The sequence below is a fragment of the Nocardia nepalensis genome (assembly GCF_048910785.1).
GTDB classification, from domain to species: domain Bacteria; phylum Actinomycetota; class Actinomycetes; order Mycobacteriales; family Mycobacteriaceae; genus Nocardia; species Nocardia nepalensis.
On the sequence record NZ_JBKBET010000036.1, the window covers coordinates 250,683 to 266,560 of the forward strand.

General features: G+C 66.6%; 15 protein-coding genes. 7 read left to right on the top strand and 8 right to left on the bottom strand.

Going from position 1 to position 15,878, the window contains the following annotated elements:
* The first annotated feature begins 275 nt into the window (after positions 1 to 275).
* Positions 276 to 1,217 (top strand): TetR-type transcription factor C-terminal domain-containing protein, encoded by a 942-nt coding sequence (locus ACHQ4I_RS30925; RefSeq protein ID WP_420775409.1) that lies wholly within the window; start codon positions 276 to 278, stop codon positions 1,215 to 1,217.
* Here ACHQ4I_RS30925 and ACHQ4I_RS30930 read toward each other — a convergent pair.
* The 5 genes from ACHQ4I_RS30930 to ACHQ4I_RS30950 all read right to left on the bottom strand — a co-directional run bounded on the left by ACHQ4I_RS30930 (position 1,165) and on the right by ACHQ4I_RS30950 (position 8,069).
* A complete protein-coding gene (locus ACHQ4I_RS30930; RefSeq protein WP_420775410.1) occupies positions 1,165 to 2,637 on the bottom strand; it encodes a phytoene desaturase family protein in 1,473 nt (490 codons plus the stop codon). The two genes, ACHQ4I_RS30925 and ACHQ4I_RS30930, sit on opposite strands and share 53 nt — an antisense overlap.
* A complete protein-coding gene (locus ACHQ4I_RS30935; protein ID WP_420775411.1) occupies positions 2,634 to 4,394 on the bottom strand; it encodes a DUF3556 domain-containing protein in 1,761 nt (586 codons plus the stop codon). The genes ACHQ4I_RS30930 and ACHQ4I_RS30935 overlap by 4 nt, the downstream gene beginning before the upstream one ends.
* Positions 4,395 to 4,427: 33 nt before the next feature.
* A complete protein-coding gene (locus ACHQ4I_RS30940) occupies positions 4,428 to 5,906 on the bottom strand; it encodes a class I adenylate-forming enzyme family protein (RefSeq protein WP_420775412.1) in 1,479 nt (492 codons plus the stop codon).
* 128 nt (positions 5,907 to 6,034) lie between these two features.
* Complete coding sequence (locus ACHQ4I_RS30945) at positions 6,035 to 7,267, bottom strand: PucR family transcriptional regulator (protein ID WP_420775413.1); 1,233 nt, start codon at positions 7,265 to 7,267, stop codon at positions 6,035 to 6,037.
* Positions 7,268 to 7,463: 196 nt separating this feature from the next.
* Positions 7,464 to 8,069, bottom strand: a complete 606-nt coding sequence (locus tag ACHQ4I_RS30950) for a TetR/AcrR family transcriptional regulator (RefSeq protein WP_420775414.1) — start codon at positions 8,067 to 8,069, stop codon at positions 7,464 to 7,466.
* Between the two features lie 85 nt (positions 8,070 to 8,154).
* Between ACHQ4I_RS30950 and ACHQ4I_RS30955 the strand changes: the two genes are divergently transcribed.
* Positions 8,155 to 8,676, top strand: coding sequence for a carboxymuconolactone decarboxylase family protein (locus ACHQ4I_RS30955; RefSeq protein WP_420775415.1), 522 nt, complete (start codon positions 8,155 to 8,157; stop codon positions 8,674 to 8,676).
* A complete protein-coding gene (locus ACHQ4I_RS30960; protein ID WP_420775416.1) occupies positions 8,673 to 9,473 on the top strand; it encodes an SDR family NAD(P)-dependent oxidoreductase in 801 nt (266 codons plus the stop codon). The genes ACHQ4I_RS30955 and ACHQ4I_RS30960 overlap by 4 nt, the downstream gene beginning before the upstream one ends.
* A 248-nt stretch (positions 9,474 to 9,721) precedes the next feature.
* Here the strand turns inward: ACHQ4I_RS30960 and ACHQ4I_RS30965 are convergent, their stop codons facing one another.
* The gene (locus ACHQ4I_RS30965) at positions 9,722 to 10,825 is read right to left on the bottom strand and encodes an FAD-dependent oxidoreductase (RefSeq protein ID WP_420775417.1); all 1,104 of its coding nucleotides are present in this window, start codon (positions 10,823 to 10,825) and stop codon (positions 9,722 to 9,724) included.
* Between the two features lie 87 nt (positions 10,826 to 10,912).
* On the opposite strand from ACHQ4I_RS30965, the gene ACHQ4I_RS30970 reads away from it, so the two are divergent.
* Positions 10,913 to 11,632, top strand: a complete 720-nt coding sequence (locus ACHQ4I_RS30970) for a TetR/AcrR family transcriptional regulator (protein ID WP_420775418.1) — start codon at positions 10,913 to 10,915, stop codon at positions 11,630 to 11,632.
* 43 nt (positions 11,633 to 11,675) lie between these two features.
* Here ACHQ4I_RS30970 and ACHQ4I_RS30975 read toward each other — a convergent pair whose 3' ends face one another.
* Complete coding sequence (locus tag ACHQ4I_RS30975; RefSeq protein ID WP_420775419.1) at positions 11,676 to 12,218, bottom strand: helix-turn-helix domain-containing protein; 543 nt, start codon at positions 12,216 to 12,218, stop codon at positions 11,676 to 11,678.
* A gap of 63 nt (positions 12,219 to 12,281) precedes the next feature.
* Here ACHQ4I_RS30975 and ACHQ4I_RS30980 point away from each other — a divergent pair, with 63 nt between their 5' ends.
* Positions 12,282 to 13,112 (top strand): alpha/beta fold hydrolase, encoded by an 831-nt coding sequence (locus ACHQ4I_RS30980; protein ID WP_420775420.1) that lies wholly within the window; start codon positions 12,282 to 12,284, stop codon positions 13,110 to 13,112.
* Between the two features lie 380 nt (positions 13,113 to 13,492).
* Positions 13,493 to 13,885: a hypothetical protein gene (locus ACHQ4I_RS30985; RefSeq protein WP_420775421.1), complete on the top strand. Its 393-nt coding sequence runs from the start codon at positions 13,493 to 13,495 to the stop codon at positions 13,883 to 13,885.
* A gap of 177 nt (positions 13,886 to 14,062) precedes the next feature.
* Here the strand turns inward: ACHQ4I_RS30985 and ACHQ4I_RS30990 are convergent, their stop codons facing one another.
* Positions 14,063 to 14,650, bottom strand: a complete 588-nt coding sequence (locus ACHQ4I_RS30990; RefSeq protein ID WP_420775422.1) for a TetR/AcrR family transcriptional regulator — start codon at positions 14,648 to 14,650, stop codon at positions 14,063 to 14,065.
* 114 nt (positions 14,651 to 14,764) lie between these two features.
* Between ACHQ4I_RS30990 and ACHQ4I_RS30995 the strand changes: the two genes are divergently transcribed.
* Complete coding sequence (locus tag ACHQ4I_RS30995) at positions 14,765 to 15,853, top strand: Gfo/Idh/MocA family protein (protein ID WP_420775423.1); 1,089 nt, start codon at positions 14,765 to 14,767, stop codon at positions 15,851 to 15,853.
* Positions 15,854 to 15,878: the final 25 nt, after the last annotated feature.

Here is a 15,878-nt window from a genome sequence, read left to right on the forward strand (position 1 = left end):
CAGGACCTCCGCAGCCGTCGGATAGTCCAGCGCCCCGGCTTCGTCATCAGAGCCACACTTGCCCCGGTTCGTCGGCGAATCCCACGGCACGTCGATAAGGGCTGGCGCCTCGGCCATTGCGCATCCTTCCGTTCACCTGGGATGTGAACATTCACCGTACGTTCGATAGGTAGCTGTTCAGATGGTGACCATCGTCACCGCACTTCGGCCGCATGTCAAGCGATCGGCTAGGACTTTTATAATCCTATTGGCAAGGGTGGTGTATGATGTTCAGTATGCCTGAACATGGGATCGTGCGTGAGGGTGCCGGCGACACCGGTGCGGGTCACCTGGTGCGTCGGGCTCGAACGGCGGTTGGAGTCTCGCTGCGCGAACTGGCGCGCAACATCGGGGTCAGCGCCGGGACCCTCAGTGCCATCGAGAACGGCAAAACAACACTGACCGTCAGCCGACTCGACCGGATCGCTGCCGAACTCGGCGTATCCACCGTCGACATTCTCGCGGCCCGGCTACCTTCCGCCGCCGACGCTATCGGCACACCGCTCGCCCGGTCGGCCGGTGACGGGAAAACATGGCGCATTTTTGAGCCCCTGGTACTCGATCCCGGTCTCGACGCGGCGATCGCAGCATTTCTGCAAACCGGTTACCACGGCGCGACGATGCGGAGTATTGCGGCCACCGCCGGTATGAGCGTCGCCGGCGTCTACCACTACTACCCGAGTAAACAAGACCTGCTCGTCGCCATCTTCGACCTCGGAATGTCCGAACTGCTCTGGCGAATCCCAGCGGCCCGCGACGACGGCGCCACCGCGGTCGAACGATTCGCCAATATGGTCGAAGCTCTCACACTGTTCCACGCGTACCGTGGTGACCTCGCATTCATCGGCGCCAGCGAAATGCGCAGCGTCGACGAACCCAACCGCTCCCGAGTCGCTACTCAGCGCATGGACATTCAGCGAATGATCGACGACGAAGTGGCCGCCGGCATCCGGGCAGGCGACTTCACCACTCGCCACCCCCACGAAGCCGCCCGCGCTGTCGCGACCATGTGCACGTCCCTGCCGCAGTGGTTCCACCCTGGCGGCCCCATCTCTCAACGACAAATCGCCGTCGAATACGCGCAATTCGCCGTCGACATCATGTGCGGACACGCAACCCGAGCCGTCACGGCCCAGGCTCCTTCGCAGGAGTGTCGGGATGACAACGGTGGATCTTGACCTCCGCCTCGGGGAACTTTCGCATGGCCGCAGATGCTGCGTTGTATCCGCTCATCCCGTGCGCCCCCGGCCCTGGTGGGACGGCGGCCGAGCAGATGAACATCCGGTCCGCTATCCGGTAGGGGCGCAGGGTGATGCGTGGTCCGCCGAAGAGCAGTTGGCGAATGTTCTTGTCGCCGGTGAGGATGTCCCCGGCCACATAGTTGGGGTTGTAGGCCTGCATGGCGGTGGGGCCGACCACGGTGATGGCGACGATGCGGTCCCGGAACCCGGGTGCGAACCGCTCGACCGCGTCGAGCAGTACGTCGGTGGCATCCTCCGAATATCCTTGTGGCACATGAGCGTACAGGTCGATGGGGTGCAGGTTTCCGCGTGATCGTGTGGAGTCGGCGAGGTACTGCTGTCCGACCACGATGAAGGGCCGGTCGGGAAGCCGGCCTCGATGAATTGCGCGTTCGGCGCGAACCACATCGGCGGCGCTGCCGCCGATATGCAGGCTTCCCGCTTTGCGCGCGTGGGGGTTGGTCCACGGGATGCCGCCCTCGACAGCCAGGCTGACCTTGTAGGCGGCGGGCCCGTGCCGGAATCGCCGGTACGCTCGGGAGACCCGCGGCGGCAGCCGGTCACCGGCGATGTCGGCGATGGCGGCCGGGGCGAGATCGAACATCACGAGGTCGGCTGGCGGCAGTTGGTCGAGCGACTCGACCCAGAGGCCGGTCTCGATCTTTCCACCCAGATCTGTCAATGCGGCCGCCATGGCGTCCGCGATTGCGCGCGAGCCGCCCACCGCGACCGGCCACCCGTAGCGATGGCCGGCGGTGGTGATGCCGAGACCGATTGCCGCGGACAGGATCCGGTGCTGTGGTTGCCAGCCGTGCGCCATGTTCCCGGCGAACAGCGCCCGTCCCTGCTCGGTACGGAACAACCGTCCGAGCGCGGCGGCCGGGATCAGTGTCGGGATGCCGAATCGTGCCAACCGCACCGGATGTGACGGTATCCGCAGGAGTGGTTGCATAAAATCGGTCGCCAGCAGCTCGTATCCAGCGGAGGGGGCGGCGAACAGGCGACGCCAGATCGAGCCGTCGGCGCCGAGGCCCGCGGCGGTGTCTTCGAGGGACCTGTACAGCACTCCTGCTGTACCGTCGTCGAGCGGGTGCACACAGTCGATTTCCGGCCACGCCCATTCCAATCCGTATCGGGCCGCATCGATTCCGGTCAAGAACGGCGACCCGACGGCCATGGGGTGGGCCATTGCGCAGTGGTCGTGCAGCAGCCCGGGGAGGGTGAGCTCGCCGGAGCGGGTGCCACCGCCGATGGTGGCGGCACCCTCGAGCACGGTGACGTCGACGCCGTGCCGGGCCAGCGTGACGGCGGCGGCCAGTCCGTTCGGCCCGGAGCCGACCACAATCGCTGTGGTCATCGCACACGCGCCGAGGGCAGAACCCGGGTGTCGTCGCGGCGGAGAGGATGAACCGGGAACGGATCGCCCGGCTCCGGCCACGGCTGGCGGGCCAGCATGTCCGCGACCAGCACGTAGCCCTCCTCGATGACTCCGGTCTCGGCATCGATGATGCGATATGCCTGGCGTTGCCGGTGGATCGGCTGGGATTCGAGGACGACGATGCGCAGTTCGCCTTCCTCGAACCGGCAGCGACGCTGCAGCGCGGCCAGCAACTGTTCGTTGTGCAGATGCCCTTCACCGAAGTTCCAGCCGAGCAGCGGGCCAGCGACAATCTCTCCGTCGCGGATGGCGTAGTCGTCTTCGTTGTCGACGGCCCGTGTGATCAGACCGTTGAGCGCCCTGCCATGCGTATGCATCGATCGCCAGCCCATCCCGGACTGGATCAGGATGTCGGCGATCTCGGGGCCGTACAGCTTGGTCAACTGGGTGACCGGTAGCGCGGCGCTCTTGGTCACATGCTGTTCGAGCTTCAGCTCGGCGTCCCCGCGGAAACACCAGGCGCTGGTGGCCCAGTTGCCAGCGTAGTAGCGCATCGACGTCAGGAACGAAACCCATTGCGGCCGAACATGTCCGAGGACGACAACGAGGGTGGAGAACACGATCAGCGCGAGCACCAGCGGAGATCGAAGCCCCGAGACATGGATATAGCCGTAGTGTCCGAACAGGTAGAACAGGCTGAAGATGAAGAAGATGTTCCATTCCAGCGGCACGCCCATCGGCACCGTGGAGATGATGTGCAGGTGGAAGACCGCCATGAAGATGATCGCCGCCCAGGTCAGCGGGCCGCCGTGGCCGAGGAAGACCAGGTAGGCGGGAACCAGGTATTCCACGATGGTGCCGCCGTGTGCCAGCATGGCCGGGATCCGTGACGGGCGCAGGTCCTGCGGCGGGTCGCGGTACATCTTGCGCTCCAGCCATTTGATCCGCATGACCGGGCTGTTGCTCATCATGACCGCTACCACGTGTCCGAAGTGATGGTTGAGCTTGGACGTGGCCGCACCCCACCACAAGGCCAGCATGACCAGCTTGAATCCGATCACCATGTCGGTGAACGGGACAAAGAACATCAGCACCATCAGCAGGTAGTGTTCGGGGCGGGCCGCCAGAAACACCGTCTTGTCCCGCAACCCCAGCGCGCCGAGGGCAACGACCAGAGCGACGACGACCGTGGGATCGAGCAGACCTACGTGACTGCCGTCTGCTGGCGGCGAGCCATGACCGGGGGCGAGCAAGGCCCAGATTCCGGATCCGAGGACGACCGCATACAGGGCGACGTCGATGATGCCGCGCTCGTCACCACGGGTGAACGGCACCTTCCCCGGCCACGGCGGCAGGCGCAAGGTGCCGGGGCGCAGGAAGTACAGCAGCCCGCCGATCGGCGGCAGGAACCGCATGGTGAGCGGCCCGAACCCACACCCGAACCCAAGGATTTCGAACAGCAGGGTCCACACGACCAGTTTCTGGTAGACGATCGGCTCGGTCCACCACGAGGTGATGTCGGTGAGCGCTCCGAGTCCAGGGGTCAGGGAGATTACCGCTGCCGCCCCGAGGACGTACAGGGCGCACTTGACCAGGTAAAGCAGGTAGACGGCATAAGGGGTGCCGAAGCCGTGCTCGACCCAGTGTTCCGCAACGGTGCGGAGCCGTTCGCCGCGCGGCCGGGCCTTCCATTCGGCGTAGTCGATGTCCGGAAGATCCGGTTTCGTGAATCCCATGGCAGATGTCTTTCGAGAGGGAACGGGAGGTAATCAGAGGCGCGCATCGACCGAGCGGGCGCGCAGAGTCCGCTTGTCGATCTTCCCGACGGGGTTCTTCGGGATCTCGTCGACGGTCACGATCAGTTCGGGAAGCTTGTAGCCGGCCAAGGACTTTCGGAGAAGATCGAGCATCTGTTCCGGCTCGACCGCGGCGCCATCGCGATAGGACACGAAGGCGATGGGTACTTCGCCGTAGACAGGGTGCGGTCGCCCGATCACGGCGGCCTCGAGTACCTGTGGATGGGTGTAGATCGCGGACTCGATCTCCTTGGGATAGATGTTCTCTCCGCCGCGGATGATCATGTCCTTGATGCGGTCCACCAGGGTGAGGTAGCCGTCGGCGTCGATGCGACCGACGTCGCCCGTGTGCAGCCAGCCATCGACGATTACCTTCGCCGTCTCCTCGGGCCGACCCAAATATCCCCGCATCACGGTCGGACCTTTGATCACGACCTCGCCCGTCGATCCGGCACTGAGGAAATTGCCGTCGCTGTCGACGACGGCGATCTCCTGCCCCGGCAACGCGATACCGACGGTGCCGGGTTTGCGGACACCGTCGAGCGGATGGCCCGTGCTCGCGCACGTCCCCTCCGACAGGCCATAGCCTTCGTAGATCGGGACACCGTAGCGCTCCTCGAACCGGGCGAGCAGTTCGACAGGCATCGGAGCCGCACCGCAGAGGGCGAACCGGACCGAGGAGGCGTCGGGCCGGGTCTCGGCCGGCAGCGCCGACAGCATGGCGTAGATGGCTGGCACCGCGGAGAAATAGGTCGGCCGTGCCGCCTCGACCCTGTCGAAAAAGGTCCGCGGCGAGAACCGGCCGGCGATAGTGGTCTGACCGCCGGCGAGCAGCGGCGACAGCACGCTGACCACGATGCCGTTGACGTGGAACAGCGGCAGAATCAGCAGACTGTGGTCGTCAGCGGTCAGCCGCATGCCCGCGACCATCGTCTCGGCCATCGCCATGATGTTCGCGTGCGTCAACTCGACGCCCTTGGGGCGTCCAGTGGTACCGCTGGTGTAGATGATCAAAGCCAGCGCGTCGTTCGAGAACTCGGTCGCCTCCGCGCCACCGACGCGGCCTTCGTGCCGATCCAGCGCTGGCACCGAAAGCCGTTGCGCTGCAGCGATCTCGCCGGCCTCGCCGTCGTCAGCGCAGACCAGTACGCGAGCGCGGGAATCGCTCAGCTGATAATCCACCTCGGCCGAGGTCAGCGACGGGGCGATCGGCGTCGCCGCGGCACCCAGCCGCCAGGCCGCGAACAATGCCACGATCAATTCGAGCCGGTTGGGCAGCATCACAGCGACAACATCGCCGAGACCGATCCCGGCGTTCGACAACCGATCCGCGTACTTCTGCACGAGGTCGAGGAACTCGACGTTGGTGATCCGCCCCCGGTCGTCGTCGGCAAGACAGGGGTTGGTGGGGGCGATCCCGGCGCGTACATCCGGGAGGGCGGCGAAGTGCATGTCGATCTCCTTGCTAACGCAGCAGCTCACTTGCGTGAACCACACGTTAGGAAGGCGATGTGACCTGGACCATATCGCGAGCGCATGAACATAGCCGGAGTGATCGTGCGCACCGCACGACGGATGACTCAGTCACCCACGGGCTGCAAGACTGTCGACCCTAGCCATCGGCAGGCCAGCAGGGCGACCTCGACGTCCAGCCGTCCCTCCCGCAGCGAATGCCCCAGTACCGCCTCCGCCTTGCGAATCCGGTACTGGACGGTATTGCGGTGCAGTACCAGCCGCTCGGCCGTTGTCTGGAAGCTGCCGTTGGTGTCCAGGAAGACACGCGCCGTCTCGCGCAGCTGTGCCGTCGCATCGTCGTCACGCGCCAGCGACCCAAGGATTTCGCTGATCCATGCCCGCGTGGCGGCCAGATCCGCGCACATCAGCGCGATCGGCCCGACCTGTGCCGAACACGACACCGACGCACGCTGCGGTGCCGGCGCGGACATCGCGACCACCTGCGCCTGTGTCGCCTGACGATAGGTCAGCCGGAAGCCTTCCAGCCCAGCCGCAGGCCTGCCCACCGCCACCCATGTCGCCCCCGGAATGCTCACCGCGGCGGGATCCATTTCCAGTTCCGGTTGCGGGAGCCAGGCCCACAGGGTTGATTCGTCGGCCGGGATCAGCAGAGGTTGTCCTTGGCAGGACAACTGATCGGCGATGGTCGTCACCACTTGTTTGGCCGCGCGCAGTTGATCGGCGCCCACGTCGGACCAGACAACCAAGCCCAAGTGGGTTCGGTCGAGCCGATATCCCAGCGCACGCTCGCTGTCACCCGGATCGACACGCTGTCCGGACAGGATCGAGCGCACCCTAGCGGTGCGGACAGCCATCTGATTCTGCAGCCACCGGTCCCGCTCGTCTTGATAGGCGGTCACGACTTGTTGGGAGACCCGATCGATATAGGCGAACGAGCGGTCGGTCATTTCGGCCACCGCCGCTGTGACCGAGTCGAGGTCGTTCGTCGCGGCGGTGATCTCACCGAGCATGTGGTCGTTGAACAGTCGCTGCCCGATTCGGTACGCCCGCAGCAGCGCGGCGATCGAGGTGCCGCGCTGGGCCATGCGACGGGCGTACTCCAACGCCTCCGCCGGCGCATCGAGCTCGTCGATGTCCAGCCCCAGTTCGTAGATATGCAACGCGATCACGACGTTGCTGGTGACGCTGGCACGCAGCAATGACTCCACCCGGCTGTCGCCGCGCAGCTCCGGCTCGATCTGGAGCATCTGCTCCGTCAAACGTTCGGACAAGGCCAACGCATGCCGGCTCAGCCCTCCCGCGATCCTCGCGAGCAGTTCTGCGGCGTCGCTCTGCATCTGATCACCCTGTGACATTCACGACCGAGCGGGCTCGGGCGGACTCGACTTCCCAACGCCTACGCAGGCAACCACCGCCGCATCGAGCAGCCGCGCTCGGGTCTGGTCCGCGCACGTGGGGCACTCTCTGTCGGTCACCTGGACAGTATGGCTCTACCCGGCGAGCACGAGTTTGCCGTCATGGATTTCGCAGGCGCTACGGGCCGGTAGCGCCTCGCGCAGGCCGGTCCGAGGTCTTCGACGCTCCGTTGAGGAGCCAAGTGAAGGCGTCGACGAGGGACGTTTTGTTGGTGGAATCGGGGTCGACCAGGCGCTGGAGACCGTAGCCGTACGCGAGGGCCTGGAGGGCGGCGGCCAGATGGGGTGGAGCGTCGGGAGCAAGGTCGGCCAGATCGGCTCGGACGCGAGTGAACTCCTCGGCGGCGTGGAGGCGGGCAGAAGGGTTGTCGCGGGCAGCGCTGAGGCAGTACTCCAGCAGCAGCAGGACCGAGTCGCGGTGATCTTCGACGAAGTCGGCCCACTGGGCACCAGCGGCGGTGACAGCGTCCTCAGGCGAGGCTGTCACACGGCGGACGCGGCGCTCGCTCTGACGGCGCATCTCCCCGGCCATCAGCGTGTGGAACAGGTCTACCTTGCCGTCGAAGTTCGAATAGATCGCGCCGGTGGACAAGCCGGCTTCGGCGGCGATCTCCGGCACCGAAGCCCCTTCGTAACCACGGCGAGCGAACACGCGGGCGGCGGCGTCCAGCAGCTTGGCACGGGTCTGCTCCTGACGCTGCCGCCGGGTGGTCGGTGCGGGCAAAACATCCTCCTGGGGTCTTGCGGACAGCATACCAAATTTGAATAATGACCATTCGGCGAATGATCATTATCTGAAAGGTTCCTCCATGCGAGTTCCCCCCACCGTCGAGGCCGACTGGGATGAGCGCACCCGCACGACGCTCGACCAGCTCGGTCGGCAGAACATCTTCACGACCCTGGCCCACCATCCCGACCTGCTGCACCGCTGGCTGGTGTTCGGCCGACACGTCCTGGCCAGCTCGACGCTGCCGGCACGCGAGCGCGAGTTGATCATCCTGCGCACCGGGTGGCGGTGTGGCTCGGAGTACGAGTTCGCCCAGCATCGCAAGCTGGGCGAGGCGGCGGGATTGACCCGTCCGGAGATCGACAAAGTGGCCTCGGACGCCACCGACTGGCCCGAGCACGACCTTGTCCTGTTGCGCGCCACCGACCAACTCGTCGCCACCCACACCATGGACGACTCCCTGTGGGCAGCTCTGTGCCGGGACTGGACGCTGCAGCAGGTACTGGACATCGTCTTCGCCGTCGGCCAGTACACGCTCGTCTCCACTGCGCTGAACACCTTCCAGGTCGCCCTGGACGAAGGATTGGTGGGATTCCCGTCATGACAGGACGTCTGCACGACAAGGTCGCCGTCGTCTGCGGCGCCGGCCAGACCCGCGGCACGACCATTGGCAACGGCCGGGCCACCGCCCTGCTGTTCGCTCGCGAAGGCGCCCAGGTGCTGGCCGTCGACCGGGACGAGGAATCGTTGCTCGAGACCTGCGCGCTGATCTCCGAATCGGGTGGCACCGCCCGTCCGCTGGTCGCCGACATCACCGACCCGTCCGATTGCGCCGCCATCGCCCGTACCGCGCTGGATGCCTTCGGCCGTATCGACATCCTGCACAACAACATCGGCATCGGCGCCGGCGACGGCGGCGCGCTCGAGGTCACCGAGGACGCCTGGGACCGCATCCAGGCGGTCAACCTGCGCGCCCCGTGGACGGTCTGCCGCCATGTCATCCCGCACATGCGCGAACGCCGGACGGGCGTCATCATCAACGTCTCGTCCATCGCCGCGGTCTGCTCGGCCCCGCTGGTCGCCTACAAGGTCTCCAAAGCCGGTCTGAACGCCCTGACCCATGCCCTGGCCATGGAGAACGCCTCCTACGGCATCCGCGCCAACACGATCATGCCCGGCCTCATCGATACCCCGATGGCGATCGAGGGTAGGGCCTCGGCGTTGGGCATGAACCAGGACGAATTGCGCGCGGCCCGCGACCGGATGGTCCCGCTGAACCAACGCCAGGGCACCGCATGGGACGTGGCTCATGCCGCCCTCTTCCTGGCCTCCGATGAGGCCGCCTTCATCACCGGCGCCCTGCTGCCGGTGGACGGCGGCCAAAGCGCCCGAATCGCCTGACACCCCTCACCGGAACCCGCGTATCGCACGCGGATGTTTGATGTTTGGGCTGCCATGCGGTGATGGTGGGCCTGCTGGGTGTGGTCCTCGGGCCCGATCTGGTCGAGCGCGCGGCGACCTCTTTCCGTTAACGGCGTCGTCGAGTCATCGTGGCATGGGAGCTGATCACCGGAAAGGTGCCTCGCCCGACCTAATACGACCCCGGTAGCGAGCAGGAAACCGGGCTTTCACGGTTTGCGTCAGGCCGGTTATGTCTGCGAGGCGATGGCGGGCAGCGCCTCGAGGCTGAAGCGGACGGCCTCGGCGCCGTATTCGAACATCTGGCGTTCGTAGTCGCCTACCGCGCCGAGGAGGTCGCGGCCTCCGGTGAGGCAGCGGCGGAGCAGGTCGGCGTCGCGCAGGGCGGTATTGGCGCCGTTACCGCCGGTCGGTGACGTGGCGTGGATGGCGTCGCCGAGCAGCGTGACCGGACCGCGCGCCCAGCGTTCGCCGGGCTCGACCACCCGGATGGAGAGCAGGGTGCTGTTGTCCGGATCGGCCTGTTCGATCAGCGCCCGCAGGTCCGGATGCCAGCCCAGCATCCTGGACAGCACGGCCTCCTGTGGGGTCGCGGTGCCGAGCGAGCCGGTCGGCGGCAGGATCATGGCCCAGCGCACGTAGTCGCGGACATCGGGCAGGGTCACCTCGGGTGCCAGCGCCTCGGCCGCCTCCTTCGGCGGGGTACGGAACCGCATAGCGCCCAGCAGCAGGCTCACCCCGTCTCCGGCGATCTTCGAACCGAACGCCCGAGACAGGCTGGTGAACTGCTCGGTCAGCGGTGTGCGGCCGATGACGAACCGGACCCCGGTGTCGGTCGGGGTGGTCTGCGGGGACAGCACCGATCGGACGGCGGAGCCGACGCCGTCGGCGCCGACGAGCAGGTCTGCCGTTACCGGGTCGCGGTCGGCGAACCGCACCTCGACCTGGCCGTCCGCCAGCAGGTCGTAGCCGGTCAGCGCGGCCCCGGTGTGCACCGTGAGGCCGGTGAGCAGCAGGTGGCGGAGCACCTGCCGGTCGACCACGATCCCGGTCCGGCCGGGGCCGAGCGCACCGACCTGGTTGAGCTGAGGGTCCAGGATCAGCCGCTCGCCGTAGGCGTCTCCGACAATGGCGTCCAGCAGCGGGTGCCAGCGCTGCGGCAGGCAGCCGCGCAACGCCTCGAAGCCCACCGGGTTGAGCAGCAGCCGGTAGCCCTGGAACCGGGCGGTGATCGCCGGGTCCCGCTCGTACACCTCGGCCGCGATCCCGGCACCGCGCAGGCCCTGCGCCAGGCACAGGCCACCAAGACCGGCTCCCGCAATCGAAACTCGCACCACACACCTCCATACGAACTTAGTTCTACATTTACGAACTAAGTTCTATTTGACGAACTAAGTTCGTGTCAAGCTATAGTGGCCGGTATGCCCGCCGATGCCCGACAACGCCGAGCGGCTCGTCACGCCCAGTCCACCGCGGATGCCCCGTCGGCACCCCGCAAGGAGCCCATCACGGTCGCCCGGATCACCGATGCCGCGCTGGAGGTCGTCGCCACCGAGGGGTACGACGCGCTGACCATCCGCCGGGTCGCCGCGGTGCTCGGCACCGGACCCTCGTCGCTGTACGCACACATCGTCAACAAGGACGACATCGACGATCTGCTGGTCGGCAGGCTCAGCGCCGAGATCTCGCTTCCCGAACCGGACCCGGCCACCTGGCGCAGGCAGCTCCTCGACGTGTTCACGCAGATCCGCGACCAGTACCTGAAATACCCCGGGGTCTCGCGCGCCGCACTGGCCATGGTCCCCACCAACCTCGAGGCGCTGCGGGTCAGGGAGGGGATGTTCGCGATCCTGCTCGCGGGCGGAATCGAACCGCGGACCGCCGCCTGGGCGCTGGACGCGCTATCCCTCTACGTCAGCGCCTACGCCCTGGAGCAGTCGCTGGTCCAGAATCGGCGGAAACACCCGGATCAGGAGTGGGTCGTCAGCCGCGCGGAGCTGGTGCGCCGGTTCACCGCGCTGCCCGCCGACACGTTTCCGCAGACCCGGCGCTATGCCGCCGAGCTGACCTCCGGCACCGGACCCGACCGGTTCGCGTTCACTCTCGGCCTGATCATGGACAACCTCAGCCCGTCAGCCTGACAGGTAACCACCCGCTCGCACGAGCGTTCGTGGCCTTCAACTGTCAGCTCGGCGGTGCCGGTTTCTCGCCTGGGAAAAGGATCGGGCTGATCAAGTACGGTCTGCGGCCCGGCCCTGGCTGATTGGCCGCGAGGGGTGCGACGAGGTCGCGGAAGCCGGTGAGCATGGTGTCGAGCTCCTCGGGGCTGAGCCAGAGCGTGGCTTGGCGGTAGCCGACCGCGTCGGCGACGGGGTCGGCGTCGGCTTGATCGAGGTAGGCGTTGAACTCGGCGATCAGGACCGCCATGGCGGCCGCGAACCCTTGACGGTGATCGTGCGGGGTCATCGCGCTGCTCGCCTCGGGGGAGACGGTCGGGCGGTCGGGTCGCAATCGGTAGGACCGTTCCACCGCGCCGCGCACGCGTCGCTCGTCGCCGATCTCGAGCATTCCGCCGTCCGTGAGCAGGCCGAGCTGCCGGTAGACGCTGGTCCGGGGCACATCGGGCATGCGGTCGCACAACTCTCCTGCGGTGCGCAATCGGCCGCCGGACAGTGCGTGGATGATACGCAATCGCACCGGATGGAGCAGCAACTCTGTCGGGTCCATTCCCCAACTATCCCATATCTGGTACCGTTCCCAAAGTTGGGATTGAACGGAAGGGTGACCGCGATGCGGGATGTTCCTGGGCGTCGAATGATGGTGAACGGCACCGAGATCTACTTCGAAGAGTCCGGCACCGGGGACACCTGGGTGGTGTTCGAATCCGGTGCGGGCGCCGGGCGGACGCTCTGGGATCGGGTGGTGCCGTCACTGGCGGACGTCGCACATACCGTCGCCTACGACAGGGCCGGTCGCGGCCGCAGTGGCAGCGCCGCGCAACCGCAGACCATCGACGACATGGCGGCCACCCTGGTGGCGTTGGTCCAGGCGCTCACGCCGGGGCGGGTGATCCTGGTGGGCCACAGCATGGGTGGGCTGATCGTCCGTCGCGCGGCCGAAACGCTGTCGCCGGCTGGGCTCGTCCTCATCGACCCGACCCCGGAAACCGCTCCGAACTACGACAATTGGGCGCCGACCGCCAAGAAGACCGACCGCATCCTCGCCGCGCAGCAGGCACTGAGCCACTTCCCACCGCTCATGCGGATGCTGACCCGCTCCTATGGGCGCAAGTTCCCCGCCGACAGCTACGCGACCATGCTGGCCGAGGACTTCACCCCCGCCGGGCTCGCCACAACCCGGCATGAAATAGCGGCCGTCGCGGAGGCGATCGACGAATTCCGCCGCCGCCGACCACAACCGCCGAAATCGGGCATCATCGTCATCTCGGCGATCCATGCCGCCCGCTACCAGGCTCGCAATCTCGACCTCATGCGCGAATACCAGCGCCGATACGCCGAGCAGGTCGGCGCTCAATACGAGGACGCCGTCTCCGAGCACATCATCCCCGCCGAACGACCCGAGCAAGTCGCTGCCGCGGTTCGCCGACTGGTGAACGCTTAGCATCGCGGGAGCAGTGATGGAGCAATCTGGCAAAGCTATGTTGGCCGCTTCGAACCACCCGCCACACGGCATGAGCGGTATTCGCTCGACTCTGGATCGCAGCGAGCAGCCTTGGTCTCAGCCAGGCAGTTGATGGAAGCAGTTCGGTTCGCGCCGTGGCCAATTGACCCGGCGATGTGGAAGGCGCCGCCTGCGCGAACTTCAGCAGCGCGAACGCTAACAGGCCGACCCGGTATCAATCGGTTGAGTGCCGGCTCTGTCGTCTCCGTTCCGCGAATCAGGAACGGGGGCCGAAAAGTTCATAGGCACAAAGCTTTTCATAAGACAGTCGCAAGGAAGCTACGGTTCCGTTCGTCAGGTACCGAACATCTTCTACTCCAATGGAGTTCACACTCCTGAAGAGTGTGGCCGAGGGGACCTCCATGAAAATCTCATTCACCGCCCGCGCCGGACTCGCCGGCGCCGCGATCGCTGGTCTCCTGCTCGCGGCCGCACCAGCCCACGCTACCGGCCCGGTTCAGAACGCATGCCTGGTGATCGAGAACGAGACGTCGGACGGTGTGACGGTCGTCGTGCAAAATCTTCTGTTCCGGGGAGCAAGCTGGAAGATCGGCCCGAACGTCACCACCATCCTGACACTCGACGACGGCAATGCCATCGCAACCGCCGACGGCGACTGGAGCATCAAAGCTCCGTCTGGTACCTGGCGCTACGAATCCGGCTGGGACCGGGGCTGGGGATGTAACGGTTCCTGGGTCTACACAGTGTCGTGACGCCACGAGATCTGAGGCAACGCCGCGGCCGTGCCCATCGTCGCCAATGTCGTTGGCAATCAGTCCGAACCGCCTGACGGCCGAAGGGCCGCAACTCCGGATCAAGCCGGTAAGCACACGCCGCGCGAAACAGGGGGTGCCTGTAGGTTGCTGCGCCCGATTTCGTCGCGGCGTGGTCTACGTGGCTTCATCCAGAAGGGCGTGCAGTGCCAGGTTGCCGATCTGCCGCAGCTCGTCGCGACTGCGCCCGGCCGCGGCCTGGACGGCGATGCCGTCCGAGATCGTGTGTACGAGAGCGGCCAGGGCGGCTGGTTCGTGGCGGGACGGCAGGTCGGTGGCCTGCTCGAGCCGCTTGCGTAGCGCCGCCTCGCCAGCTTTGCGTACCGCGACGGCGTCCTGGCGTACAGCGTGCGCGCCGGGTCCGCAGGATTGAACGGTCTTGACGCACAGGCAACCTTGGGGCGTGCTGTCACCTGCGGTCAGGTCGACAGCCCCGTGGACCAGCCGCTCGACGACCTCGCGGCCGGTGGACGCGTCCAGCGCGTCCGCGGCGTAGGCGCCGGGGCCGTCGAGGTAGCGGGCGAGGACCTTGCCGAACAGTTCCTCCTTGTTGCCGAAGGCGGCATAGAGGCTGGGCTTGTTGATGCCCATCGCGGCAGTCAGGTCGGCTAGCGAGGTGCCCTCAAAGCCGTTGCGCCAGAACACCTCCAGCGCGCAGTCGAGTGCGGTGTCTGCGTCGAATGAGCGTGGGCGTCCGCCAGGCATGCCGTCCTCCGTTGCCCGTCTGCGTTTTTTACCTATCGGTACATTACCCCTTGCGCGAGAATGTCGCTCCACCTAGTTTCTTACCGAAAGGTACATAACTAAGGAGTGGCATCCATGATCCGAGTCGGAGTTGTCGGGGCCAGCGGTTGGGCGGACAGCTCGCACCTGCCCGCGCTCGCAGCGCTCGAGGAGTTCGACCTGACCGCGGTCGCGACCACCAACCGGGCCAGCGCGGACCGGGCGGCCGCCGCCCACGGCGCGCGGCACGCCTTCGCCGACGCGGGCGAACTCATCGCGCACCCTGAAGTCGACTTGGTCGTCGTCTCGGTGAAGGCATCCGGGCATGCCGCCGTGATCAGGGCAGCGCTCGATGCCGGCAAGCACGTCGTGTCCGAGTGGCCGCTGGGCATCGACGCCGACGAAGCGGGTGAGCTGACCGAGGCCGCCACCGCCGCCACCGCCGCCGGCGTCGTTCACGCGGTCGTCCTCCAGGGCCACCACTCCCCGAGCGCCCGCTTCGTCGCCGACCTCGTGGCAGACGGCCGGATCGGCACGCTCGAATCCGTCGCGCTGGTGGCAGAGGGCGCCCCCTGGGGAGGCAGTCGAATATGGCCGAACCTGGTGTTCGGCCTCGACCCTTCAGAGGGAACCAACATCCTGACCATCATGGCCGGTCACTTCCTGGCCGCACTCGAAAGGGTCGCGGGCCCACTGACCAAGGTCACCGCACGGCTGCCCCGCACGCACGACCGCGTGCTCGTCGCCGGGACGGAGCGGTTTGTGCCGAACGCCACGCCCAGCCACGTGCTGCTGCACGGACTGCTGGCTAGCGGCGCCACCGCCTCCGTCGCCGTGCACGGCGGCAACGGGCCCGCCCAGGACGGGTTTCTCCTCGAGCTCGTCGGCAGCGATGCAACGTTGACCGCCAAACCAGCCCAGCCCGGGACATTCATCCACTGGGGCGACTGGGACATCCGGATCAGCGACGAGGCCTTGGCCGTGCCCGACACCTATCGCACCGTCCCCGCCGCCGTCCAGTCCGGCCCACCGGCGAACATTGCGGCCCTCTACCAGGAGGTCGCCCAGGCCATCGCCGAAGCCAGGCAACCGCATCCCAGCTTCGAGACCGCCCTGCGCCACCACCGGCTCCTCGCCGCCATCGAACAGTCGGCAGCCGATGGAATTGTCCGGGACATCTCATAGCCGGACACGGAGCACGGAATAGACC

Bases quoted from the DNA above. Each gene is read 5' to 3' on its own strand.
- ACHQ4I_RS30955 (WP_420775415.1), top strand. From the start codon at position 8,155: ATGCGAGTTCCCCCCACCGTCGAGGCCGACTGGGATGAGCGCACCCGC.
- ACHQ4I_RS30945 (WP_420775413.1), bottom strand. From the start codon at position 7,267: ATGCAGAGCGACGCCGCAGAACTGCTCGCGAGGATCGCGGGAGGGCTG.
- ACHQ4I_RS30925 (WP_420775409.1), top strand. From the start codon at position 276: ATGCCTGAACATGGGATCGTGCGTGAGGGTGCCGGCGACACCGGTGCG.
- ACHQ4I_RS30995 (WP_420775423.1), top strand. From the start codon at position 14,765: ATGATCCGAGTCGGAGTTGTCGGGGCCAGCGGTTGGGCGGACAGCTCG.
- ACHQ4I_RS30930 (WP_420775410.1), bottom strand. From the start codon at position 2,637: ATGACCACAGCGATTGTGGTCGGCTCCGGGCCGAACGGACTGGCCGCC.
- ACHQ4I_RS30935 (WP_420775411.1), bottom strand. From the start codon at position 4,394: ATGGGATTCACGAAACCGGATCTTCCGGACATCGACTACGCCGAATGG.
- ACHQ4I_RS30970 (WP_420775418.1), top strand. From the start codon at position 10,913: ATGCCCGCCGATGCCCGACAACGCCGAGCGGCTCGTCACGCCCAGTCC.
- ACHQ4I_RS30975 (WP_420775419.1), bottom strand. From the start codon at position 12,218: ATGGACCCGACAGAGTTGCTGCTCCATCCGGTGCGATTGCGTATCATC.
- ACHQ4I_RS30985 (WP_420775421.1), top strand. From the start codon at position 13,493: ATGGAGTTCACACTCCTGAAGAGTGTGGCCGAGGGGACCTCCATGAAA.
- ACHQ4I_RS30940 (WP_420775412.1), bottom strand. From the start codon at position 5,906: ATGCACTTCGCCGCCCTCCCGGATGTACGCGCCGGGATCGCCCCCACC.
- ACHQ4I_RS30980 (WP_420775420.1), top strand. From the start codon at position 12,282: ATGCGGGATGTTCCTGGGCGTCGAATGATGGTGAACGGCACCGAGATC.
- ACHQ4I_RS30990 (WP_420775422.1), bottom strand. From the start codon at position 14,650: ATGCCTGGCGGACGCCCACGCTCATTCGACGCAGACACCGCACTCGAC.
- ACHQ4I_RS30960 (WP_420775416.1), top strand. From the start codon at position 8,673: ATGACAGGACGTCTGCACGACAAGGTCGCCGTCGTCTGCGGCGCCGGC.